Annotated in this window: 23 protein-coding genes and 1 tRNA gene; 14 read left to right on the forward strand and 10 right to left on the reverse strand. The window is 54.9% G+C overall.

Annotation, left to right across the window (positions count from 1 at the left end; translation table 11 throughout):
* The first annotated feature begins 59 nt into the window (after positions 1 to 59).
* Complete coding sequence (locus tag W822_RS27545) at positions 60 to 1,937, forward strand: TonB-dependent receptor domain-containing protein (protein WP_031242113.1); 1,878 nt, start codon at positions 60 to 62, stop codon at positions 1,935 to 1,937.
* Between the two features lie 2 nt (positions 1,938 to 1,939).
* Positions 1,940 to 2,869: a helical backbone metal receptor gene (locus W822_RS27550; protein WP_024003766.1), complete on the forward strand. Its 930-nt coding sequence runs from the start codon at positions 1,940 to 1,942 to the stop codon at positions 2,867 to 2,869.
* Here W822_RS27550 and W822_RS27555 read toward each other — a convergent pair.
* Positions 2,805 to 3,716 (reverse strand): NAD(P)/FAD-dependent oxidoreductase, encoded by a 912-nt coding sequence (locus tag W822_RS27555; RefSeq protein WP_024003767.1) that lies wholly within the window; start codon positions 3,714 to 3,716, stop codon positions 2,805 to 2,807. The genes W822_RS27550 and W822_RS27555 overlap by 65 nt on opposite strands.
* A 133-nt stretch (positions 3,717 to 3,849) precedes the next feature.
* Here W822_RS27555 and folB point away from each other — a divergent pair, with 133 nt between their 5' ends.
* The 4 genes from folB to W822_RS27575 are packed head-to-tail and all read left to right on the forward strand — an operon-like array spanning position 3,850 to position 6,900.
* Positions 3,850 to 4,209, forward strand: a complete 360-nt coding sequence (folB, locus tag W822_RS27560; RefSeq protein WP_024003768.1) for a dihydroneopterin aldolase — start codon at positions 3,850 to 3,852, stop codon at positions 4,207 to 4,209.
* 28 nt (positions 4,210 to 4,237) lie between these two features.
* Positions 4,238 to 5,245 (forward strand): tRNA 2-thiocytidine(32) synthetase TtcA, encoded by a 1,008-nt coding sequence (gene ttcA, locus W822_RS27565; protein ID WP_024003769.1) that lies wholly within the window; start codon positions 4,238 to 4,240, stop codon positions 5,243 to 5,245.
* Positions 5,246 to 5,253: 8 nt separating this feature from the next.
* Positions 5,254 to 6,084 (forward strand): NADPH-dependent 7-cyano-7-deazaguanine reductase QueF, encoded by an 831-nt coding sequence (queF, locus tag W822_RS27570; protein WP_024003770.1) that lies wholly within the window; start codon positions 5,254 to 5,256, stop codon positions 6,082 to 6,084.
* A 27-nt stretch (positions 6,085 to 6,111) separates the two neighbouring features.
* On the forward strand, positions 6,112 to 6,900 hold the full coding sequence (locus W822_RS27575; protein ID WP_034279416.1) for an EI24 domain-containing protein: 789 nt from the start codon (positions 6,112 to 6,114) through the stop codon (positions 6,898 to 6,900).
* 11 nt (positions 6,901 to 6,911) lie between these two features.
* Here the strand turns inward: W822_RS27575 and grxD are convergent, their stop codons facing one another.
* The 4 genes from grxD to hemA form a co-directional block, all read right to left on the reverse strand.
* Positions 6,912 to 7,241: a Grx4 family monothiol glutaredoxin gene (gene grxD / locus W822_RS27580; protein WP_024003772.1), complete on the reverse strand. Its 330-nt coding sequence runs from the start codon at positions 7,239 to 7,241 to the stop codon at positions 6,912 to 6,914.
* A 68-nt stretch (positions 7,242 to 7,309) separates the two neighbouring features.
* A complete protein-coding gene (prmC, locus tag W822_RS27585; RefSeq protein ID WP_253272221.1) occupies positions 7,310 to 8,167 on the reverse strand; it encodes a peptide chain release factor N(5)-glutamine methyltransferase in 858 nt (285 codons plus the stop codon).
* Between the two features lie 41 nt (positions 8,168 to 8,208).
* Positions 8,209 to 9,294, reverse strand: coding sequence for a peptide chain release factor 1 (gene prfA / locus W822_RS27590; RefSeq protein WP_024003774.1), 1,086 nt, complete (start codon positions 9,292 to 9,294; stop codon positions 8,209 to 8,211).
* An 84-nt stretch (positions 9,295 to 9,378) separates the two neighbouring features.
* Positions 9,379 to 10,653, reverse strand: coding sequence for a glutamyl-tRNA reductase (hemA, locus tag W822_RS27595; RefSeq protein ID WP_024003775.1), 1,275 nt, complete (start codon positions 10,651 to 10,653; stop codon positions 9,379 to 9,381).
* 144 nt (positions 10,654 to 10,797) lie between these two features.
* Between hemA and W822_RS27600 the strand changes: the two genes are divergently transcribed.
* The 4 genes from W822_RS27600 (at position 10,798) to W822_RS27615 (ending at position 13,241) form a co-directional block, all read left to right on the forward strand.
* Positions 10,798 to 10,873, forward strand: a tRNA-Phe gene (locus W822_RS27600).
* Between the two features lie 293 nt (positions 10,874 to 11,166).
* On the forward strand, positions 11,167 to 12,180 hold the full coding sequence (locus W822_RS27605; protein ID WP_024003776.1) for a class I SAM-dependent methyltransferase: 1,014 nt from the start codon (positions 11,167 to 11,169) through the stop codon (positions 12,178 to 12,180).
* 88 nt (positions 12,181 to 12,268) lie between these two features.
* Positions 12,269 to 12,907, forward strand: coding sequence for a TetR/AcrR family transcriptional regulator (locus tag W822_RS27610; protein ID WP_024003777.1), 639 nt, complete (start codon positions 12,269 to 12,271; stop codon positions 12,905 to 12,907).
* A gap of 61 nt (positions 12,908 to 12,968) precedes the next feature.
* The gene (locus W822_RS27615) at positions 12,969 to 13,241 is read left to right on the forward strand and encodes a c-type cytochrome (protein ID WP_024003778.1); all 273 of its coding nucleotides are present in this window, start codon (positions 12,969 to 12,971) and stop codon (positions 13,239 to 13,241) included.
* A gap of 24 nt (positions 13,242 to 13,265) precedes the next feature.
* On the opposite strand, the gene W822_RS27620 is transcribed toward W822_RS27615, so the two are convergent.
* The 3 genes from W822_RS27620 to W822_RS27630 are packed head-to-tail and all read right to left on the reverse strand — an operon-like array spanning position 13,266 to position 15,989.
* Complete coding sequence (locus tag W822_RS27620) at positions 13,266 to 14,162, reverse strand: amidohydrolase family protein (protein WP_024003779.1); 897 nt, start codon at positions 14,160 to 14,162, stop codon at positions 13,266 to 13,268.
* 46 nt (positions 14,163 to 14,208) lie between these two features.
* Positions 14,209 to 15,174, reverse strand: a complete 966-nt coding sequence (locus W822_RS27625; RefSeq protein ID WP_024003780.1) for a Bug family tripartite tricarboxylate transporter substrate binding protein — start codon at positions 15,172 to 15,174, stop codon at positions 14,209 to 14,211.
* A 29-nt stretch (positions 15,175 to 15,203) separates the two neighbouring features.
* Positions 15,204 to 15,989 (reverse strand): class II aldolase/adducin family protein, encoded by a 786-nt coding sequence (locus tag W822_RS27630; RefSeq protein ID WP_031242116.1) that lies wholly within the window; start codon positions 15,987 to 15,989, stop codon positions 15,204 to 15,206.
* Positions 15,990 to 16,242: 253 nt separating this feature from the next.
* On the opposite strand from W822_RS27630, the gene W822_RS27635 reads away from it, so the two are divergent.
* Positions 16,243 to 17,169, forward strand: coding sequence for a LysR family transcriptional regulator (locus W822_RS27635; RefSeq protein WP_024003782.1), 927 nt, complete (start codon positions 16,243 to 16,245; stop codon positions 17,167 to 17,169).
* A 45-nt stretch (positions 17,170 to 17,214) separates the two neighbouring features.
* Here W822_RS27635 and W822_RS27640 read toward each other — a convergent pair whose 3' ends face one another.
* Positions 17,215 to 18,381, reverse strand: coding sequence for an acyl-CoA dehydrogenase family protein (locus W822_RS27640; RefSeq protein WP_024003783.1), 1,167 nt, complete (start codon positions 18,379 to 18,381; stop codon positions 17,215 to 17,217).
* 25 nt (positions 18,382 to 18,406) lie between these two features.
* On the reverse strand, positions 18,407 to 19,645 hold the full coding sequence (locus W822_RS27645; protein WP_253272222.1) for a CaiB/BaiF CoA transferase family protein: 1,239 nt from the start codon (positions 19,643 to 19,645) through the stop codon (positions 18,407 to 18,409).
* Between the two features lie 157 nt (positions 19,646 to 19,802).
* On the opposite strand from W822_RS27645, the gene W822_RS27650 reads away from it, so the two are divergent.
* From W822_RS27650 to W822_RS27660, 3 genes are all read left to right on the forward strand, one after another.
* On the forward strand, positions 19,803 to 20,579 hold the full coding sequence (locus tag W822_RS27650) for an enoyl-CoA hydratase/isomerase family protein (protein ID WP_024003785.1): 777 nt from the start codon (positions 19,803 to 19,805) through the stop codon (positions 20,577 to 20,579).
* Positions 20,580 to 20,602: 23 nt separating this feature from the next.
* A complete protein-coding gene (locus W822_RS27655; protein ID WP_024003786.1) occupies positions 20,603 to 21,475 on the forward strand; it encodes an HpcH/HpaI aldolase/citrate lyase family protein in 873 nt (290 codons plus the stop codon).
* Between the two features lie 63 nt (positions 21,476 to 21,538).
* Entirely contained in the window at positions 21,539 to 22,516 is a 978-nt protein-coding gene (locus W822_RS27660; protein WP_024003787.1) for a Bug family tripartite tricarboxylate transporter substrate binding protein, read from the forward strand.
* The last annotated feature ends 38 nt before the right edge of the window (positions 22,517 to 22,554 follow it).

Here is a 22,554-nt window from a genome sequence, read left to right on the forward strand (position 1 = left end):
CCGATCGCCTTTATTCGAACCTGATGTGCGGGGTCGCGCATCTATTACCGGTACTACCTATGAAGTTCTTACTCACCCCCATGGCGCTTGCCCTGGTGGTTCTGCCTTTTGCCGCAACCGCGCAAACAGCCACGCCAGCAACCTCCCCCGACGCCGACGTCACCCGCCTTGACACCATTGTCGCCACGCCTGCGCGCGGTAATCAGAACCTTGCAGATGTCTATGGCGACGTCAGCGTTATCTCAAAAGACCAGTTGCAAAACGCCGGCGCAACATCGTTGACCGAACTGCTTTCCCGACAGCCGCAGATTCAGGCCTACCAGCAGGGCGGGCCGCAATCTTTGTCCGGTCTCTTTGTGCGCGGCGCAAGTCCGCAGCAGACCCTGGTCATGGTAGACGGTCAGCGTATCAATGACCCGGCCACGGGCAGCACCTATCTGAGCGCCATTGATCCGACCACCGTCGAACGCGTTGAAATCCTGCGCGGCGCAGCCAGCAGCCTGTATGGTTCCGATGCCATGGGCGGCGTGATCAATATCATTACACGCAGCGATGGCCAGGATAAACCGCTGAGCGTCTTTGGCAATATCGGCGTGGGTACGCACAGCCTGTTCAAGGCAGGCATTGGCCTGTCCGGCGCCAGCAACGGCTGGGATTATCGCCTGGCCGGCAGCTACGCCAGCAGCGACGGCTTTAACGCAACGCGCAATAAACCAGGCACCTTTACCTATAACCCGGATCGCGACGGCTATGAACAGGCCTCACTCTCAGGCTCTCTGGGCTACACCTGGAAACCGGGAAACCGCCTGGGCGTGTCGTTTTATAACGGCTACAATCATGGCGACTTCGATAGCGGCGTCTATGACCGGAACACGTTTGGCATTATGCGTCAGCAGTCCGTTGCCGTAACCAGCAACAATCAGCTCACCGACTGGTGGGAAAGCGTATTGCACGTAAGTGTCAATCGTAATATGTACGATGCACGCGCCTCGTATGGCGATTCAGTCATCGGCAGCATCCAGCGCACCTATTCCTGGCAGAACAACTTTCGCCTGAATCAGCAGAACAAACTCTCACTGGTGCTGGAGCGCAAGGACGAAAGCGTATTTGGCACCACCACCTACGAAAAGGACAAGCGCCATACCAACGCAGTGGGGCTGATCTATCGCGGCGATTTCAATCGTCATCATATTCAGGCCAGCCTGCGTAACGACAACACGACCGGTTATGACGACAAAACGACAGGCAGCCTGAGTTACGATTTTGATATCACATCCGAATGGTCTGCTGGCGTAGCCGCGAACACCGGCTATCGCATACCGACGTTCGCCGACCTGTACACGCCACTGAGCTTCGGCTATCAGGGCAACCCGAACCTGAAACCGGAAACCTCGCGCAGCTTTGAATTGCGTACGGCCTGGAAAACAGAAGACAGCTCCGCATCGATCACCGCGTGGCAAACCAAATATCGTGACCTGATCGACGGCTATGTGTGTGACGATATGTTCAACTGTACTTCCGAAAACGTGGACCGGGCCACAATCCGCGGCATCTCCATCAATGCGGAACATCGTTTTGATCAGACCCGCGTGTATGCTGGTGCGGATTTCATGAATCCGAAAGACAATGAATCCGGCAAGCAGCTGATTCGCCGCGCCCGCCAGGTATACCGTGTGGGTGCATCGCATACCTTCGGCCAGGCCAGTATCGGTGCAGATTTTGTCCATACCGGCACACGCTATGATGACAAGGACAATACCCGTGAAAAGCGCCTGGGGAGCTATGGCGTACTCAACCTGCGGGCCAGCTACGCATTCAGCAAGAACCTGGAGGCCCAGGTGTACTGGAACAACGTGCTGGACAAGAAGTATGAAACTTCCTATGGCTACAATACGGAAGGTTCCAATGTGTTCCTGAATCTGGCATTCCGGATGTAATCATGGTCAGCCGCAAGCGTACGCGTTTTCTGCATAATACAAATGCAATGAAAATCTGGTTGCTTGCGGCGCTGCTGTGCATCGTCGCTACGACCGGTCCGGCACGGGCTGACATAGGCAAAACAGCAGTCAGCCTGGCGCCGCACCTGACGGAACTCATGTTCGCAGCTGGTGCCGGGAATCATTTGCTGGGTGTATCCGAGGCCAGCAACTATCCAACGTCGGTAGCCTCATTGCCGCGCGTGGGCAGTGGCGTTGCGCCCAATGCCGAGCGCATTGCGCTTTTGCGCCCCGATGTGATTCTGGCCTGGGGATATACGAATCGCAAAGATCTCTACCCTGCCCTGCGCAAGCTGAAGCTTCCCGTCCATTACCAGGCGCCAGTCACACTGGACGACATTGTTCGTGATATTGACGAATTGGGCGAACTGTTTGGAACACAAGCGGCAGCGCGCACCACAACACAAGCTCTTCAGGACATATTGAATGAGACACGCCTGCGTTATCGCGATGCGGTCAAAGTGAAAGTATTTGCCCTGGTGGGCCTGGACCCCTTGTATACGCTGGATAATCGTTCATTTGTGATTGACGCCCTGCGCGCTTGCGGCGCGCAGTCGGCATTCCCGTCCCTGTCCACGCCCGCATCAATCATTAGTCGCGAACAGTTGTTGCTCGCGCACCCCCAGGCCGTATTGTTCGGCTCAAAACAGATTGACGCCGAAAGCCGGATGATTGCGAATTATTTCGCGGACCTTGGCACTGCCCTGCAGCCCGATCAGCTGATCGGGCAGGATCCCGATATCCTGTTTCGCCCGACCGACAGGCTGATTCGCAGCCTGCCCCAGTTATGCAGCAGAATTGACCAGATCAGGCGCCGTCTTTCTCCAGTTCCTTCTGAATCGCCTTTGCCGCCACCACGCCATCAGCCATAGACGTCACCACGCAAGGGTGCTGCCGATGCGTGACTTCACCAATTGCGTAGATACCTGGCAGATTGGTTTGCGTTGTCTGGAAATCGGTCCGTATATAGCCCAACTCGTTGCAATCGAGGCCCAGATCTTCCATGCCCTGAAGTCGCGCGCGAAAGCCATACAGCACTACCACCGCATCGTAGGGTCGGCCATTGACCTGGCGTGTCTCGGGATCGAATGTGTAGGCACCTGTCGTGACATCCGATTCATTCAAAAACTTCATCCAGTGTCGCTGGCATCGCAGGGTGCGCGCATAAATATGCACAGACTTGGCTCCGCGCTCTTTCAGGAACAGTGCATTTTCAAATGCATTGTCGCCCCCGCCCAGCACAGCAACATTCTTTAGCGCAAATTCATAATTAGCCACATGTTTGCCCGGCCCGACCAGTACGTCGTCGTAATGATCCCGCTCCCAGTCTGGTGGCGTGCGGGGCTCTACCCCACTCGCAATCACGACAAAGCGCGCATGCAGCGGCAGATCGGCACCAAAAAATACTTTGAATACTTCGCGGCCGGTTCCATCGGGCGTGTCGCCGCGCTCGATGCGCGTGACAAGTGAGTTGAGCAACACCGGCACACGGGCGCTGTCCAGGCTTTGCTTGATCCGGGCCGCCACCTCTTCGCCGGTCAGGCCGGGCGCGGTGACATTCCAAGTATCTTCGAAGGGATTACTGGCGCTCAGACCACCGGCGCGCCCGCTGGATTCGATGATCAGGGGAGAAAAACCCATATGGGCCAGCCACACCGCACAGGAGGCCCCCGCCGGGCCCGCGCCAATCACAATGGCATCATATACCGCCTGCTGCATTTCAGGAAAAATCCTCGTTTAATCATGAATTTATCTAAACTAACCGTATTGTACCCCCGGCTTTGATACTAAAACACTACAATAGCATCCTGAACAAAAACCGGGCTTTTCCGGCTTCTTTTACCGATTCCCCATGACCACACGCCGCATCTTTTTCACCCGGCTCGCGCTGGACGCCCGCATTGGCATTCTGGAGCACGAACTGCGTGCCACCCAGCCCCTGCATATCGACGCAGATATCGACATGCATGTCGATCACGAAGTCAACGACCACGATATTCGCAGCGTGCTGGACTACCGAAAATTGCGTGAAGCGATTATCGAGGAATGTACGCGTGCACATGTTCATTTGGTCGAGACACTGGGCGACATGGTCATCCAGCGCCTGCTGAAAGACTTTCCTGAAGTTTACCGGGTCAAACTGCGCATCGGCAAACCCCTCGCCTTCTCGGACTGCGCCGCGGTCGGAGTCGAAGTGGAAGCCAGCCGCTGACACGCCCCGCACCAACCATACGATCATCATGACCTCTGTTGCCTCTTTGCCCGCCACTGCCAGCCATCAGGCCATGCAGAAGCAGCGCCAGCATGAAAACAAACTGACCAAGCGCATCATGCGCGAGGCCGGCACCGCCATCGTCGACTACAACATGATCGAAGAAGGCGATAAAGTCATGGTCTGCCTGTCCGGCGGCAAAGACTCCTATGGCATGCTGGATATTCTGCTGACTCTGCAAAAGCGCGCGCCCATCCATTTTGACATTATCGCCGTCAATCTGGATCAGAAACAGCCTGGCTTTCCGGAGCATGTCCTGCCCGACTACCTCAGCAAGCTGGGCGTGCCGTTCCATATCGAGAACCAGGACACCTATTCCATTGTCAAACGGCTGATCCCCGAAGGCAAAACCACCTGTTCGCTTTGCTCGCGCCTGCGGCGCGGCATTCTGTATCGCGTCGCCAGCGAACTGGGCGCGACCAAAATCGCATTGGGTCATCATCGCGACGATATTCTGGCCACTTTCTTCCTGAACCTGTTCTATGCGGCCAAGCTCAAGTCCATGCCGCCGAAACTGGTTTCTGATGACGGTCGTCATACCGTGATCCGACCCCTGGCCTACATCGCGGAAAAAGACCTGATCGCCTACGCCGAACTCAAACAGTTTCCGATCATTCCCTGCAATCTTTGCGGCTCTCAGGAAAATCTCAAGCGCAAGGAAGTCAGTCGCATGATTGCCGCGTGGGAAAAGGAAAGCCCCAAAAAAGTCTGGAATACCTTCAAGGCCCTCTCTGCCATTGCACCCTCGCATCTGATGGATCGCGATCTGTTTGATTTTGCCGGGCTCAAACCCACCGGTGTTGCCGATGAAAACGGCGACAAGGCATTCGACGCTGAATCGTTTACCGATACGGATACGCCAGACGGCCCGAACCTGGGCGATGACGATGACAGTCGTGATCACGCCGCCGCAGCTGCAGACCGGGGTGCATCAACGCCATCGTATAAGCGCACCATCCATATTCAATCATTGTGAGCCTTCACATGACCGACTCTATTTTGCACCACGCGCCGCTGGGCAAGGAAACCCACTATCCCCAGCACTATGATCCCTCATTACTGTTTCCCATTGCCCGCGATGCGGGACGCGCGCAACTGAGCCTGCAGCCCCATCCGCAATGGTATGGTGCAGACATCTGGAATGCCTACGAAGTATCGTGGCTGACGCCCAAAGGCAAGCCACAAGTGGCATTGGCCCGCTTCAGTTTTCCGGCTACCAGCACGCATCTGATCGAATCCAAATCCTTCAAACTGTATTTGAACTCCTTCAACCAGACACCCATGCCCGATCGTGATGCCGTAATCGCCTATATGCAGCAGGATCTGAGCGCTGCGGCCGGTGCACCGGTCAGCGTCACCCTGATCGAGCCTGCCGATTTTGCCGGACAGACAATGGGCGAACTGGAAGGCACACTGCTCGATACGCTGGACATTGACGTGTCTGTTTATCACCCCGACGCCACATTACTGAGCGCCGACGCCTCGCGATCACGGCACGAAACGCTGCGCTCCGACCTGCTCAAATCCAACTGCCCGGTGACAAGCCAGCCGGACTGGGGAAGCCTGCAGATTGAATACACGGGTGCCGCTATTGATCATGCCGGCCTGCTGAAGTACATCGTGTCCTATCGGGAACATAGCGGTTTTCATGAACAGTGCGTGGAACAGATTTTCTGCGATATCATGCATACCTGTGCGCCGCAAGCGCTGAGCGTCTATGCGCGCTACACGCGGCGCGGCGGTCTGGACATCAATCCCTGGCGCAGTACCGAGCCGGATTTTATTCCGTCTGCGCTGCGCAATGCACGCCAATAACTCATCCCTGCAAAGGCTGGTCGCCACATGAAATCTACTCCTTATGTCAGCGTCGCCGCCGCATTCAGCAAGGCCCTGGCCACGCAAATGCGCCCCTCCATGCTGTTTGCCATTATCCTGCCATTTGTGATTGCCGCAGTGGTCGCGCTACTATTGCTGATCTTTGCCTGGACGCCACTGGATAACTGGCTGGACAATACCGCCCTGCATTGGGGCTGGTTCCAGTCGGTATCGGGCAGATTGTCTGGCTGGGGGTTTGCGACGATGAGCGACTGGCTGACCGGGGTTATTTCCTTTGTCGCACTGTTGGTCGTCAGCGGCATCGCCGGTCTGGCGGCAGCAGCCATTCTGGTCATGCCGATGGCCCTGAAAACCATCAGCACCACCTCTTATCCCGAACTGCAAAGAAAGGGAGAAAACGCGACCGTTACCAGCCTGGCCAATACCGTGAAGGTCAGTGCCATTTTTGTGATCGGCTGGCTGGTCACCCTGCCACTTTGGCTGATTCCCTTTGCCGGCATCGCACTTTCATTATTCTGGGGCGCGTATGCGTTCTCGCATATGACACGGCTGGACGCCATCGTCGAACACGCCACTCTGGAAGAAAGGGCTTACGTACTACGTCATTACAATCGTGGTTTCTGGCAGATCGGCCTGATATGTGCGGCCATCGCCCTGATTCCGTTTGCCGGCTTCATCATGCCGGTGTTTTCAATCCTGGCATGCACCCATTATGGGCTGATGGCGCTAAAAGCGGTGCGCACGCAACAACCCGCTATCGAAGGCAACGCCGCGACACAGCGGCAATTGCCCTGATCGACTGCGCTTCAGGACTCGAACGCGCCGGCCTCTTGCAGCACGGTTTTGAGTTCGCCGCTTGCATACATTTCACTGACGATATCCGAACCGCCAATGAATTCTCCCTTCACATACAGCTGGGGAATGGTCGGCCAGTTGGAAAACTGCTTGATGCCCTCGCGTACTTCCTGATCGTCCAGTACATTGACTGTGACCAGTTTTTTCACGCCTGATTCACGCAGAATCTGGATGGCCTTGCCGGAGAAACCGCACTGTGGGAACTGGGCCGTGCCTTTCATGAACAGCACGACGGGATGTTCTGTGACCGTCTCGCGGATAAAATTCTGTACTTCGCTCATTGTATTCACCTGTGTCAGCATTGAAAGAAACCAGGTTCACTCTGGCCATCTCTCAAAAGAGTTTAACGCTAAATAGTAAAGCACCCGCCGGAAATGCGCTCAATGCCGGATAAATCATTGCGGGATTCAACCTGGGTAAATCCGACTTTGGCCAGCATGTAGCGAACGTGCTCGGCCTGGTCCCAGCCATGTTCGATCCACATCTGACCGCCGCTGGCCAGATACGACCGGGAGCCGGCAATAATGCGGCGGATGGCGGCCAATCCGTCAGAATAATCCGTCAGCGCCATGGGCGGCTCAAAACGCAAATCGCCCTGTTGCAGATGCGGATCATGCCGTCGGATATACGGCGGATTGGCCACAATCAGATCAAACGCCTGTGGCGGAATGCCTTCAAACCAGTCGCTTTCCAGGAAACGGACCTGCGCCGTACGGTGTTTTTCCGCATTACGGCGCGCCAGCGCCAGTGCATCGGGGCTTTTATCCGTGGCAAGCACCAGTGCGCCCGGACAAAACCGCGCGATGGAAACGGCAATCACGCCGGTGCCGGTTCCCAGATCCAGCACATTGGCTCTTGGATTTTCCCGTACGTAATCGATGGCCGTTTCCACCAGCAACTCGGTCTCGGGGCGTGGAATCAACGCCGCAGGCGAAGTTTCAAATGTCAGCCCCATGAATTCGCGCTCGCCCATGATATAGGCCATGGGCTCGCCGCCCAGGCGCCGTTCAATCAGCGCACGGATCTGCACGACCTGCTCATCGGTCAACGGTTCCCGATCATGGGCAATCATCCATGAACGCGATACTTTCAGGATTTGACCGATCAGCATCCGTGTTTCAAGCGGCGGCAGGCCACTGTTACGCGTTAAAGATTCAATCGTGATGGCAAGCGCCATTCCTGCTCCTTCTACTTCGACCGGGTTCATACCGGCAGCCAAATGTCGTCGATAAGGGTTCCTGCATAAGGCTACAGAGAATCGTCACCCAGGGCAGCCAGCAACTCGGCCTGGCGCTCGGCAATGAGCGCGCCTGTCAATTCGTCCAGCGAGCCTTCCATGATTTGTGCCAGTTTATACAAAGTCAGGTTGATGCGGTGATCAGTGACCCGTCCCTGAGGATAATTGTAAGTACGAATACGCTCGGAGCGATCACCCGTGCCCACCAGACTCTTGCGCTCAGCCGCTTCCTTCTGCTGCTGTTCCTGACGCTGGATATCGTTGATGCGCGCCGCCAGTACACTCATTGCTCGCGCCTTGTTTTTGTGCTGGGACCGGTCGTCCTGGCACTCGGCCACAATCCCCGTTGGAATATGCGTGATCCGCACGGCCGAATCGGTTTTATTGATGTGCTGGCCCCCGGCGCCGCTGGCGCGAAACGTGTCAATACGCAAATCGGCGGGATTGAGCACCACATCGGACACCTCATCGGCTTCCGGCAACACGGCGACCGTGCAGGCCGACGTATGCACACGTCCCTGTGATTCGGTTTCCGGAACCCGCTGCACACGATGCGCGCCGGACTCATACTTCAGGCGTCCGTACACGCCCTCGCCATCAATCCGGGCTATCACCTCGCGGTAGCCACCCATCTCGGATGCGTTCTCGGACATGATCTCCACTTTCCAGCCTTTCTCCTCGGCATAGCGGCTGTACATGCGGAACAGATCGCCGCTGAAAATGGCGCTTTCATCGCCACCGGTGCCTGCCCGCACCTCCAGAAAGACACTGCGGCCATCGTCCGGGTCTTTCGGCAGCAATTGCAACTGTAATTGCTCCTCAAGGTCCTCGATACGCGCTTTTGCCGTATCCAGTTCCTCCTGGGCCATATCGCGCAATTCAGGATCCGACATCATTTCAGTTGCCGTCTGCAAATCGGCTTCGGTCGCCTCGTAACTGCGAAACAGCATGACCACCGGGTCGATTTCTGCGCGTTCACGCGACAACTTGCGAAAGCGATCCATGTCGTTGGCTGCATCGGGCTCGGCAAGCAAGGCATCTACTTCGATAAGGCGCTGCGAGATTTGCTCCAGACGGGAGCGCATTGAAGATTTCATAACGAATATTGGAAAAGACGACGTGTTCAGGAAAAGGCGGCGCGAGAAGAGCGCCGCCGCCAATAATGACTGGCAAGAGCAACGCTAATGGTTGCTGTCCTGATACGGAAAGAGTTGAGGCAGCATATTCATGAGCGCGGCACGATCCTCGCCCTGGCTGCGATTGAGCGCCACCATGGGCGCATGCAAATATTTTTGCGTCAGGCTGTGCGCAAACTGCTCCAGAACCAGATCGGCATTCTCGCCTTTGGCCAGCAGTCGCCGCGCCCGTTCCAGCTCGGCCTGCATGACGGCGTCGGCACCCTGATTCAGATTGCGGATAACCGGCACGACAGCGCGCGAGTCCAGCCAATGCATGAAATTCTGCACCCGGCTGTCGATAATGGCTTCCGCCTGGACCACAGCCGCCTGGCGGGAATCGCTGGCCATTTGCACATAACGCCCCAGGTCGTCGACGGAATACAGATAAACGTCGTCCAGTTGTGAAACTTCAGGTTCGATATCGCGCGGCACGGCCAGGTCAATCATGACCATGGGCATATGACGCCGTGATTTGGATGCTTTCTGTACCAGCCCCAGGCCCAGGATGGGCAAGGAGCTGGCCGTACAGGATACGACAATATCAAAGTCGGCCAGGCGATCAGGCAGATCAGCCAGTTTCATGGTCTGCCCGTCAAACTGCGAGGCGAGCGTTTCGGCACGCTCTCGCGTGCGATTGGCCACGACCATACAGGATGGCTTTTGCGCAGAAAAATGGGTGGAACACAGCTCGATCATTTCACCGGCGCCGATAAACAACACGCGGGTTTTGGACAGATCGCCAAACACGCGCTGCGCCAAGCGGACCGCTGCGGCCGCCATGGAAACAGACTGGGCGCCAATGGCCGTTTGCGTACGGACCTCTTTGGCGACCGAAAAGGTTTTTTGAAACAGCTGATGCAGCAGCGTTCCCAGCGAACCGGCTTCGCTGGCTGCACGCACGGCAGTTTTCATTTGACCGAGAATCTGGGGCTCGCCCAGCACCATCGAATCAAGGCCGCTGGCTACGCGGAAAGCATGGCGCACGGCCAGGTCTTTGTTATATTGATACAAATGCGGACGCAATTCGTTGGCTTCCAGCGAATTGAAGTCGGCCAGCCAGGCGGGAATGTGCTCAGCCACCTCGGACTGGGCCGCGCAATAGATTTCTGTGCGATTACAGGTGGACAGGATGGTTGCTTCCTGCACACGCGTGCCAAACGCAGAACGCAGGCCGTCAAGCGCCGGCCGCAGCAGCTCTGCAGGCATGGAAACCCGTTCGCGCACCGACACCGGTGCCGAATGATGATTCAAACCGAAGGTTAGAACGTCAAGTGACATGGCCGTAATATCTTGAATTTTCTTTTATGATCTGGTATTAGTCTGATTATAGACCGTCCGGACTCTTTTTTGAAATATTTATGCCGTCTTCGCTTCAAAATATATACACAAGCGAAAAACTAGTGTATTATTTCGTTCTTTGTTGGCCAGGTAGCTCAGTCGGTAGAGCAGAGGATTGAAAATCCTTGTGTCGGCAGTTCGATTCTGCCCCAGGCCACCAAAAACCTCTATATGTAAATTAGCCGCTTTTCGAAGCGGCTTTTTTATTGTCTGCAATTGCATCACTTCCCACCTCTCTGATTCGCTCAATCGAACACACCACCTACGTTGCCAAATAAGTGCACGTCGTATACTATTGATCATAGTGCATTATTTTGCATTGACAGATGATTCTACTGAGTTTCGCAACCGCGCATGACGCTTTGCGGAACTGCGACGTGTTCGTACGTGAAGGCCTGCACTTTGCTGCCTGCCTCATCGAAACCTGACTAATCTAAGGCAATAGGAAGTTTCATGATGTCGATAACACCACTCTTGACCCTTCTTAGCGAAGGAAAACTTCGAACTGCAGTAAAGGCGAATGCGCTTTATAAACCGTTCTACACGCTCGTTTATCTTGCGACTCTGAAAAATTGTGGCTTAATGGACCGGCTATCGTCCGGCCCGGCACCATTCAATGATCTTGTCATGACCTACACCAGCGACATAAAAACCAAGGACGCATTGGAGAGCTGGCTGCAAATGGGCTGCCGGTTGAAGCTACTCGTTGTTACTGATCAGGGTTACGTTCTTACGGGATTGGCCGAAAAACTGTCGCAACCGCAGAACGACGCAACTCTGGCGCTGTTGCAGGAAGTAGGAAGCCTGCATTATCGCCTGATCACCGAAACCCCGGAAAGGATCGGCAAAGGCGAGTTATGGCAGCTCGACAACCAGGATGGTTCGCTCACAGCGCGATCTTCCCGCGCCCTGGAGCCGTTCGTATTGGAGGCAATCAAACGATACCTTCCCCATTCAAAACCCTGCAAGTTGCTTGAAATCGGCTGCGGCTCCGGGATCTATATTCGACATGCTGCTGAGCATAACCCGCTCTTGACCGCAGTGGGCCTGGAATTGCAGGAAGACGTAGCGCAGGTCGCCAGAAAGAACCTGCATGATTGGGGCATTTCCGATCGTGTCGCCATTGACATTGGGGATATACGAACAATGCCTGTCACACCCCATTTCGATGTGGCTACGCTCCATAACAATATTTACTACTTTGCCGTTGACGAAAGAATTCAAATCCTTGATAGAATTCGAGGGTTTCTGAAGCCGGACGGCACACTACTGCTCACCACATGCTGCCAGGGCGGAAATATTGGCATGGAGGCCCTAAACCTTTGGGGTGCATCCAATCTGCATGGCGGGAGGCTTCCTGAAAAGATGGAGATGATTGACCAGCTACAACAGGCTGGATACGCAGACATTAATTCCATGCGATTGATTCCCGGTGACAGCTTTTACGCCTTCAGCGCTCGCAAATGAATGGCGCTGCTCCTTGGCCTGCCACAGGAAAGAGCAGCACCTGACGAACAATCACACACAAAGCATATAATTCGGAAGGACTTGCGCTATGAAATCCACACATGACGCGCCGGGGCGCCGCGAACGCAAGCTCAGGCAGATGATGGAACATATCGCCGGCACCGCAGCGACGTTGTTTGAATCTCTGAGCTACGAATCCGTGACAATGGAACGGATTGCCGAAGAGGCGGACGTCGCCAAGCGAACGCTATACAACCACTTCCCGACCAAAGAAGCCGTCCTTGCCTACTGGATTGACGCTGAGTTGAAACGAGACTTGGCGAGCCTGCAGAGCAGCATTGCCAGATGCAGAACGTTCCGTTCGCGTATCACATGTGTGTTACGCGCATCAGCTGACTGGTGCGAGAAACACCCGGACCATCTGATGGCCTATCTTCGGCATCGGCTCCTTGGCGCAGGTACGCGCGGCCCCCAGGAAGCCCGTTCGGACAGCAGCGACATCGCGCTCGTGTGGCAGCAACTCATCGCAGGCGGCCAGCAGACCGGCGAGATCAGCAAAGAGTCTCCCGCTGATCAGCTCGCCACTTGGTTTCATCACCTGTACCTGGGCGCCTTGCTGCGATGGCTGCATACACCCGGCCTGTCTCTGGAGGGCGAATTTCGTTCCATTACCAAGCTGTTTATCGAGGGAGCTGCTGCAAAAAGGTCAAGCACAGCGGCTCACTGATTTCCGGGCTTTAATACTGAACTACAGATCGCACATTGTGCCGAATGTCATACGCCGCGCAATGGGTCTAGGCGGCCTGGATCTGAATCGCGCCCTGCAGGGCGGTGCCATGTCCGACGGCATCTGGTATGCGCCTGCGCTGACAGCGGATCAGGATGACGGGTTTGCACCCAGCACCAAGGCCAACCCCAAACCTTACGGCATGCCACCCTTTCGCCATTTTCTGAACGATATGCAAATTGCCGCAGTCGCCAGTTATGTCCGCAATTCCTGGAGCAACCAATCAGGCGGCGTCAACCAGCGACAGGTCAATCGTGTCAGGAATATTGATTAAGGGATTCTCCGACAATATTTAGTGCTAACGTGATTCGAAATGATACAAACGGGCCGGGTTAAATACCAAAACCTGTTCCCTGCTTTTCTCATCAGGCAGCCAACGAGCCAGGGTGTTGAGCAGGACGCCATCGTCGGGCACTTGAACGGGTTCATAATAATTGATATGCGGCCAGTCCGATCCCCATACGACCTGCTCGGGATTGGCCGCCACGATTTGCCGCGCAAACTCGTCAGTATCATCATAGTGGCCGTACCGGTTGGTATTGCGATCGGCCCCTGATATTTTGGTCCAGGCGTCCCCGTCTTTCAACATGCGCAATAATTGCTGGAATCCTGGATCCTGAACGCCACGAGACGCGTTCATACGTCCCATATGATCAATCACCAGCGTGATATTCAAACGTAGTAAACGAGGAGCCAGTTGAACCAGATCCGGAGCATGAACCCAGATTTGCGCATGCAACCCTAAATCACGCATCACCGGGGCGAGACGCTCCAGCGTATCGAGTCCTACCCCATTCCGATACACCGCCATCCCGTCTATGGCATATAAATTGAATCTCAAACCGGTAATACCCGCCTTGCGCCAACGAATCAAGGTGTCTCTATCCACATCGTCGGTGGTAACAGCAACACCCCGCAGTCTGTCAGGCTGCTCAGCCAGTGCATCCAGAATAGAACGATTGTCCGTCCCGCAAGCGCTCGCCGTCACCAGTACGCCGCGCGTAAATCCAATGCGTTGCAAGTGCGCCAGATAACGTTCCAGCGCGTTCTCCGGCGGCGTATAACTTCTGTCATCTGAAAGTGCATAGGCAGAGTAGGGGCCAAAAATGTGCGCATGACTATCGCAGGCGCGTTCGGGCACCTGAAAAGTAAGAGGCGTAATGTGGTCTAGCGGGGCAAGGCAAGGTTTCGTCATGGAATACTCAAAAGTTTAAGGGTGTCAGCAATGACATTGCGAACCATTAACGGGTTTTCAGCTTCCCGGCCTGATCCAGGCGGCGCGCCATCTCCGTTTCACTTGAAATAAGGTCAGTGAATGTCGCGGGTGTGGATGACTCTGCCATGCTGCCGATATTGTCCATGGCAGTCATAACCTTGCTGTCCTTCGATACCTGTACCACCGCATCATTCAATTGCTTGACGACATCCGCAGGCACGCCCTTGGGCAAAAGAATACCGGTACGTGTGGATTCGTCCAGCCCTTTTATGCCGGACTCTTCCAGCGTGGGCACGCCTTTGAGGGCCGACACAGGCTGTGCGGTCATAACAGCAAGCGCCTTGATTTTGCCGCCCGTGATCAAGCTCGTCGAACTGCTAAGCTGGTCAATGACCGTGTCGAGCTGGCCTCCTGCCAGATCGACCAGAGCAGGCGCGGATCCCTTATAGGCAATGGGATTGAAAGTGCAATTGGTCATCTGCTGCAACTTGATCAACGCCACATAGTTAGTGGTTCCGATACCTGAATGGCCGACCGTCAGTTTACCGGGATTACGACAGGCATCCTTGATCAAATCATTAATGGAATGGTACGGGCTGTCCACCGGCACATCCACGACCAGCGGCGTGCTGGCGATCAACCCGACGGCTTGAAAGTCCTCTGGTTTGTAGTCAGTCGCTGCCATGAACGGTGCGACGGCAATCGCATTTGGTGTGGTCACGAGCATGGTGTAGCCATCGGGTGCCGACCGGGCGACCTGATTGGCACCAATAATACCGCCCGCGCCTGGTTTATTGACGACGACGATTCTGGCATTAAGGACCTTTTCCAGGGCCGGAGCCACGATTCTGGCTGTGATATCCAGGTTGCCGCCCGGCGAAAACGGCACGACCATGGTAATCGGTTTATCAGGGTAAGCGGCAGACGCAGGTGCTGCGCCCAGGATAGTACAGGCGCAAAGCGCCCCCACAGCGAATTTTATCGATGTCATGAAGTGTCTCCGATGTAATAATGTTTTATTCAGGTACGGTAGGATGGATCCAGACGATCCAGTTTGCGCAGCAAAGCGGGCCATTCCATGACCCCATAAGGACGGCGAGTACCCGGCTGGTAATTGTTCCAGGTTTCTTCCAGGACACCGGCTCCCACCTCGGACAGAGGCGAATTGCATGCCATGGCGGCAAGCTGGGATCTACAGGCCAATTCCAGACGGTGCATCCAGTTGAACGCTTCTGCGATGCTAGCAGAAGCGACGAGCGCACCATGATTGCGCAAAATAAGCGCCTCACCTGCACCAAGATCCTGAATCAGAGATTTCTTTTCTTTATCGTCCAGCACCACGCCTTGATAATCGTGATATCCGATTTTCAAAAACCGCATGGCCGTCTGGTTCAGCGGCAACAGACCGCAAGCCAGCGATGAAACAGCCATAGAAGCCCAACTATGCGTGTGAATAACACAAGCGACATCATGTCTTGCCTCATGAATTGCACTGTGTATCACGTAGCCTGCCCTATTGATGCCATAGTCCAGGTCCCCGAAGTCAGGCTTGGCCAGGATATTTCCGTTCAAATCGACTTTAATCAGGCTGGAAGCAGTAATTTCTTCATACAGCATGCCGTAGGGATTGATCAGGAATGCATTCTCTTCACCTGGCACACTGGCTGAAATATGATTCGCGATCATATCGGACATGCCATACAAGGCGACTAACCGATAACACGCAGCCAGATCGACTCGCCGTTGCCACTCCTGTGCACTGCATTGATGTTGTATTGACGAAATTTTCAATTCATATCGGTTCATGGCGAGATCCAAAAAAATGGCAAGTATTTCGGGAGGCACTGTGCCTGTTCTGCACTTATATCGGTAAAAGGCGCTTTAACGGGACGTAACGGTCTACGCTTCGCATTCTAAGAACACATGTGCGTTTTGCCCAGTAGCGTAGAATCAAGAGCCCTTTAATTTAATTAAACACTTGTCATATCATAGATAGAGTAAGATCGGCAAACACGCCCGACTCCCTCAGGGTTGCCCCGGCTGGCAACAAGGAATCTAAATGGAACTACGCCAAATTCAATACTTTATTCGGGTTGTGGAGTCCGGCAGCATGGGCAAAGCGGCAATGGCACTCGACGTCACCACCTCCACGCTCAGCCAGCAAATCAGCAAACTGGAAAGCGAGTTATCCACCCGGTTATTGCAACGGCAATCGACGGGCGTGATACCTACCGGCGCAGGTCTGGAGTTTCTTCGACATGCCCGGGCCATTTGTCACCATGTCGAGCAAGCCTCCAGCGCCACGCGCAGCGAGCGACTCTCTGGTAAGGTCAGCATTGGGATGGCACCCACTACGGCGCTGAAACTCGCTTTACCTCTGCTGACAGAAATGCGCAAGCGTTACCCGAAAATAAAAGTTCAAATAGTAGAGGGCTTGTCCGCCCATCTGACCACCCTGCTCGATACTCGCCGGCTGGATATGTCCATGCGTTTCGACATTGGCGAGGATCCCAGAATGAGCGCGCTACCTTTGTTGAAAGAAAAGCTTTTTGTCATCGGCAACGCCTCCCTGCCTGGTATGCCCCGTGGCAAACGCACTTCACTTGAACAGATTGCTGATCTGCCCTTGATTCTTCCTACGGGACGGCATACGCTGGTGAGTATTATCATCAATGCGTTCAACAGAAAAAACATCAGGCCTAATATTGTTCTTGAAATCGATGGTTTGAACACGCTTATGAGCGCCGTCCAACAAGGCATGGGAGCGACGATACATCCAAGTTCTGCAATGGCCCTGATTCAAAATGAAGATATCCTGTCGGTGCTGATCACGGACGAATCGCTCTTTCGCTGCACGATCCTGACAGCGCCATCCGACGAAGAACTTTCGCCGGCAGCCCTGGCCACTCGCGTGGTTCTGAAAGACGTAGTGCGTTCTCTCATTCAAAGCGGGGATTGGGACGGAGCTATCCGGCAGTTTTCTTGAGGAAGTCAGATGAGAAAGGCAGTTCTGGCGGATACCAACACCCTATTAATAAGACTTCGGCAACCCCAGCACCTTCTCCGCAATAAAACACAAAATCAGCTGCGGCGATACCGGCGCAATACGAGGCAGCATGGCTTCACGCATATAGCGTTCAACATGATATTCCTTCGCATAGCCCATGCCCCCATGTGTCAGTACCGCCGTCTCGCAGGCATGAAACCCCGCCTCAGAAGCAAAGAATTTGGCCGCATTTGCCTCTGCAGCGCAGTTATGATCGTTGTCATACAGCCAGGCAGCTTTTTGATAAAGCAATGTCGCGGCCTCCAGCTCAACCCATCTTTCAGCAAGCGGATGCTGAATCCCCTGATTCATGCCGATCGGTCGATTGAATACAACTCGGTCAGCAGCATACTTTGCTGCCTTGCGTAACGCAGCTTTGCCCAGACCCGTTGCTTCTGCTGCAAGCAGGATTCTTTCCGGATTCATGCCATGCAGAATATACTGAAAGCCCTTTCCTTCTTCGCCGATCCTGTCTTCTACCGGAATCTCCAACCCGTCTATGAACAACTCATTGGAGTCGACCGCCTTGCGTCCCAGTTTTTGTATTTCCCGTACATCAATTTTCGAACGATCAAGATCGGTATAAAAAAGACTCAAGCCGTGCGTCGAAGAGGTCACCTGGTCTACAGGTGTTGTGCGCGCGAGCAACAAAATCTTGTGCGCCACCTGCGCCGTTGAAATCCAGATTTTCTGGCCGTTGACCACATAGCGATCTCCTTTGCGCTGTGCCGTAGTCTTCAGTTTCAATGTATTCAGACCCGTGTTGGGTTCAGTAACGCCAAAGCACGCTTTGGTTTCCCCATTGATGATTGGAGGCAGCCATCGCTGCTTTTGCTCATCTGACCCGAATACCACCACCGGATGCAAACCGAATACATTCATGTGAACGGCAGACGCCCCGGAGAGCCCGGCCCCTGTGCCCGAGATGGTTTCCATCATCAGAGCAGCTTCGGCAATGCCTAAACCCGCGCCACCATACGCTTCTGGCATGGCGATGCCGAGCCATCCTGCCTTGGCAATGGCTGCATAAAAGTCGTCCGGGAACCCTCCGTTGTTGTCTTTCGTGAGCCAGTAATCGTCGTTGAATGGCGCGCACAATTCTTCAATAGCCGATTGAATCGCAGCCTGGTCTTCTGTCAATGAAAAATCCATATTACATCCGTCATTTAATCAATTATTACGTAGAAGCGGCAAGACGATCCGTGGACACCGGTTGGCTCACGGCGCAACCCACAGAGCCCTTCTGTCTGAGCTGCGCAATATCTGTCTCGGAATACCCCAGGCTGGCCAGAATATCATCGGTATGCTCGCCATGCGCAGGCGGCGCAGATCGTATGGCATTACGTTCACCATTGAATCGCAAGGGTTGACTGATCACGTTCAAGGCACTGTCGGTCCCGCTTTGCCATGTCTGAACCATGCCGCTTTCAAGCGTATGCGGATGATTAAGCATTTCTCCCACACCCTGAATCGATGCGCAGGGAATACCAGTACGCGATAATTGAGAAATCCAGTCATCCCGCGTACGCTGCAGCAATATCGCCTGTACCGCTGCAACCACCTCGCTGCGGTTTTCAACGCGGCACGCGTTGGTCTTAAAGGCCGGCATGTCGGCAAGCTCACGTGCACCGGTCTCGCGACAAAATGTCTGCCACAAAGCGTCATTCGCGATCCCCAGCAGAATCGGCTTATCACGCGTCTCGAATGCCTGATACGGACACAGGGATTCATGGGCAGACCCCCAGCGTCGTGGCTCCGTTTTGCGCTCCCAGTAGCTTTGCGACATATAGCCCAGAAAGCCGACGGCAGTATCGAACAGCGACGCTTCAATAAGTGCGCCCTTGCCCGTGTGGCCATGCTGCACGACTGCGCCCAGAATGCCGATAGCCGCATGCATGCCGGTTGCCTGATCCACGGGAGAAAACGGGCTGCGCGCCGGCATACCGTCCTGTTCGCCGGTTGTTGCCATCATTCCGCTGAAGGCCTGCAGAATCACATCGTATCCTTTCGCCTGTTTCAGCGGTCCGACACTGCCAAACCCCGTGATGCTGCAATAAATGATGTCCGGTTTGATTTTTTGTGCAGATTCATAGTCGATGCCCAGGCGGGCCGTGACGCCTGGCGCAAAACTCTCCACTACGACATCTGCACGCTGAATCAGTTGCCGCGCAATCACCTGTCCTTCCGGGGATTTGAGATCCAGCGCGATACTGCGCTTGTTGCGGTTCGCGCTCAGAAACACGGTGCCCGTTCCCTCATGAAAGGGCGGCCAGCTGCGGGTATCGTCGCCGCCGCCCACCGTCTCGACCTTGATGACCTCTGCGCCCATATCGGCGAGGTACTGCGTACACAAAGGTCCGGCAAGCACCTTGGAAAAATCGACGATTTGAAGATGCTCCAGCATTTTCGTTTGCACCACTTCCTCCATTTAAATGGGACAACTTTATTTAAAATTCTAATGGTCTAACCGTTGACTAATTCAATATTATTATCTATTCTTTATCGTGTCAATCAACACAATTTGCCACTCCCGTAAACTTTACACCCCGATCTGCTATCGGTAAGGAATAGACGTGTCCATCGATTTTCAGCTGGAAGACAATGGCATCGCCACGATCACGATCAATCGCCCTGAACGCCGGAATGCGCTTGACCAGGCCCACTACGATCTGCTTTCGCAAGCCTGGAAACGCGTTCGGGATGACCCGGCCATCCGCGTTGCCATCGTGACGGGCGCAGGTGATCAGGCCTTTTGCGCCGGCGCCGATATCAAAAGTTTTCTCACAACGGCCCCGCCGCTATCTGCACTGTTAAACACCCAGCAGGGCGAACTGCTGAATCGCGGGCTGGAGGTCTGGAAGCCCATTGTCGCGGCCGTCAATGGTTACTGCCTGGGCGGCGGCATGACATTGCTGCTTGCCACCGACCTGAGAGTGTGCACAACGCAGGCGCGCTTTGGCCTGTCGGAAGTGCAGCGTGGCGCTTTTCCGGCGAATGGCGGCACACAACGCATCAGCCAGCAGTTGCCGCACGCCATCGCCATGGAAATGCTGCTTATCGGAGATCAGTTCGACGCAAATACTGCCGAACGCTGGGGCCTGGTCAATAAAGTTGTGGAGCAGGACGCCCTTATGCAATGCGCGCGTGACTACGCCTTGCGTCTTGCCGCCAACGCACCGCTGGCCGTTCAGGCAGCAAAAGAGCTGGCAGTCCGCAGTCGTGACGCCGATTTGGCCACAGGGCTGCGGATGGAACAGCTGTTTCTCAGAATTTTGCAGGAATCAGTTGATATCAAGGAAGGAGCCGACGCCTTTAAAGAGCGGCGCCCCCCGGTGTTCCGGGGCCAATAACACTACCTTAAGGAGTAGCCACAATGACATTCCGATCATTACTTTTCGTTCCTGGCGACAGCGAACGAAAGATGGTCAAGGCAGAGACATCAGGAGCCGATGCGCTGGTCCTTGATCTTGAAGACGCAGTTGAAGTCTCGCGCCTGCCCGTTGCGCGGCAAATGGTGCATGATTACCTGAAGCAGCGGCAGGATCGTCGCCAGAAACTATGGGTGCGCATCAATCCCCTGGACACCGCACTGGCACTTGATGATCTGGCCGCCGTGGTCAAGGCCGCGCCCGACGGAATCCTGCTACCGAAGGGCTCCAGCGCGCAGGAGATCGTGCGACTGGGCTTTTTTCTGGATGCACTGGAGGCCCGCGACGGTGTAGAAAAAGGTGCCATTGCCATCATGCCGGTCGCTACCGAAACCCCGTCCGCGCTGTTTTCCCTGGGCGGATACAAGGATTGCAGCCCGCGGCTGCACGCATTGACCTGGGGCGCAGAAGATCTGGCCGCCGCCATCGGCGCCAGTACCAACCGGGTGGAAAACGGCGAATATGAGTTTACTTACCAGCTCGCACGATCACTGTGTCTGCTGGGCGCGCACGCGGCCGGTGTACCGGCCATCGATACGGTCTGGTCCAATTTCCGGGATAAAGAGGGCCTGGAAAAAGATGCCATCCGTGCCCGCAAGGCCGGATTCAGCGGAAAAATAGCCATTCATCCGGATCAGATCGCCATCATCAATCAGGCATTTACCCCCGATGCAGCCGAACTGAACTATGCAAAAGCGGTTGTAGAGGCATTTGAAAAGGCCGACGGCGCCGGTACCGTACAGCTGGAAGGCCAAATGCTCGATCGTCCTCATCTGAAACAGGCCATGCAGATACTTGCACGCATGGAGCAAGCCTGAAAACCAATGCAGTCAACGTACCAGCCCTGACCAGGGTTGCATAATGAAAGACAGGAGACAAAGATGAACACCATCATCCAAAAAACGTTGCTTGTAACATGCCTGAGCGCGGTGGCGGGAAGCCAATCGGCCTGGGCCCAGGACACTTACCCCCAAAAGGAAATCCGTTTTATCACTGCCTTCAGCGCCGGCAGCGCCAGTGACATTGTCGCGCGCCTGCTGGCCGAACGATTACAGAAGAATCTGGGGCAAACGGTCATCGTTGAAAACAAGCCTGGCGCCTCAGGACAGATCGCCGCTGATTATGTGAAAAATGCCAAACCCGATGGCTACACCATCATGCTGGCAACCAATACCACGCATTCTGCCAATCCGTACCTGTTCAAGTCGCTGCGATATGATCCCGTGAAGGACTTTACCCCGCTGGCACAAATCTGCAATTTCCCGTTTGTCCTGGCCGTCAGTGGTACGCTACCCATATCCAGCGTACAGGAACTGATCGATCACAAGAAAAAGGATGGCGCAGCGCTCAGTTACGCGTATGGAAACAGTACGGGCCAGATTGCCGCCGCGGCATTTGACAAAGCAGTTGGAATAAATGCGACTGCCGTACCCTATAAGAGCTCGCCACAAGCCATGACCGACATCATCGGGGGACGGGCCTCGTTCATGTTTGCCGATCTGGCATCGGCCGGTGCCTATATCGAATCAGGAAAATTGAAAATCCTGGGCGTCACCACCAAGAAGCGGTCGGTACTCGCGCCCAAGCTTCCAACGATTGCCGAAACAATCAATCAGCCCACGTTTGACCTGGCTGCCTGGGTAGGCATCTTTGGCCCCGCCGACATGCCCAAGCCTATCGTAAAGCGCCTGAGCGACGAACTGGTCAAAATCACCTCGTCTGACGATATGCAGCAGCGCCTGATAAAAATGGGTGCCGAGCCGACAGCCGCACCGGCAGAAAAATTCGGCCCGTTCGTTGTAGATCAATTGAAAGTCTGGGGAGAAAAAGTCAAAGAGGCGGGAATCGAGCCACAATAAATGAACCGGATAGTGGACACCTGGCCACTATCCGGTTC

Source organism: Advenella kashmirensis W13003 (assembly GCF_000506985.1).
Classification (GTDB): Bacteria; Pseudomonadota; Gammaproteobacteria; order Burkholderiales; family Burkholderiaceae_B; genus Advenella; species Advenella kashmirensis_A.

What these genes read in the sequence shown, in the direction of transcription:
- W822_RS27605 (WP_024003776.1), top strand. Translation starts at nt 11,167, where the DNA reads ATGATGTCGATAACACCACTCTTGACCCTTCTTAGCGAAGGAAAACTT.
- folB (WP_024003768.1), top strand. Translation starts at nt 3,850, where the DNA reads ATGACCACACGCCGCATCTTTTTCACCCGGCTCGCGCTGGACGCCCGC.
- W822_RS27555 (WP_024003767.1), bottom strand. Translation starts at nt 3,716, where the DNA reads ATGCAGCAGGCGGTATATGATGCCATTGTGATTGGCGCGGGCCCGGCG.
- W822_RS27655 (WP_024003786.1), top strand. Translation starts at nt 20,603, where the DNA reads ATGACATTCCGATCATTACTTTTCGTTCCTGGCGACAGCGAACGAAAG.
- W822_RS27660 (WP_024003787.1), top strand. Translation starts at nt 21,539, where the DNA reads ATGAACACCATCATCCAAAAAACGTTGCTTGTAACATGCCTGAGCGCG.
- W822_RS27640 (WP_024003783.1), bottom strand. Translation starts at nt 18,381, where the DNA reads ATGGATTTTTCATTGACAGAAGACCAGGCTGCGATTCAATCGGCTATT.
- hemA (WP_024003775.1), bottom strand. Translation starts at nt 10,653, where the DNA reads ATGTCACTTGACGTTCTAACCTTCGGTTTGAATCATCATTCGGCACCG.
- W822_RS27635 (WP_024003782.1), top strand. Translation starts at nt 16,243, where the DNA reads ATGGAACTACGCCAAATTCAATACTTTATTCGGGTTGTGGAGTCCGGC.
- W822_RS27630 (WP_031242116.1), bottom strand. Translation starts at nt 15,989, where the DNA reads ATGAACCGATATGAATTGAAAATTTCGTCAATACAACATCAATGCAGT.
- ttcA (WP_024003769.1), top strand. Translation starts at nt 4,238, where the DNA reads ATGACCTCTGTTGCCTCTTTGCCCGCCACTGCCAGCCATCAGGCCATG.
- W822_RS27545 (WP_031242113.1), top strand. Translation starts at nt 60, where the DNA reads ATGAAGTTCTTACTCACCCCCATGGCGCTTGCCCTGGTGGTTCTGCCT.
- prfA (WP_024003774.1), bottom strand. Translation starts at nt 9,294, where the DNA reads ATGAAATCTTCAATGCGCTCCCGTCTGGAGCAAATCTCGCAGCGCCTT.
- W822_RS27615 (WP_024003778.1), top strand. Translation starts at nt 12,969, where the DNA reads ATGGGTCTAGGCGGCCTGGATCTGAATCGCGCCCTGCAGGGCGGTGCC.
- W822_RS27625 (WP_024003780.1), bottom strand. Translation starts at nt 15,174, where the DNA reads ATGACATCGATAAAATTCGCTGTGGGGGCGCTTTGCGCCTGTACTATC.
- W822_RS27575 (WP_034279416.1), top strand. Translation starts at nt 6,112, where the DNA reads ATGAAATCTACTCCTTATGTCAGCGTCGCCGCCGCATTCAGCAAGGCC.
- prmC (WP_253272221.1), bottom strand. Translation starts at nt 8,167, where the DNA reads ATGAACCCGGTCGAAGTAGAAGGAGCAGGAATGGCGCTTGCCATCACG.
- W822_RS27620 (WP_024003779.1), bottom strand. Translation starts at nt 14,162, where the DNA reads ATGACGAAACCTTGCCTTGCCCCGCTAGACCACATTACGCCTCTTACT.
- grxD (WP_024003772.1), bottom strand. Translation starts at nt 7,241, where the DNA reads ATGAGCGAAGTACAGAATTTTATCCGCGAGACGGTCACAGAACATCCC.
- W822_RS27550 (WP_024003766.1), top strand. Translation starts at nt 1,940, where the DNA reads ATGGTCAGCCGCAAGCGTACGCGTTTTCTGCATAATACAAATGCAATG.
- W822_RS27610 (WP_024003777.1), top strand. Translation starts at nt 12,269, where the DNA reads ATGAAATCCACACATGACGCGCCGGGGCGCCGCGAACGCAAGCTCAGG.
- queF (WP_024003770.1), top strand. Translation starts at nt 5,254, where the DNA reads ATGACCGACTCTATTTTGCACCACGCGCCGCTGGGCAAGGAAACCCAC.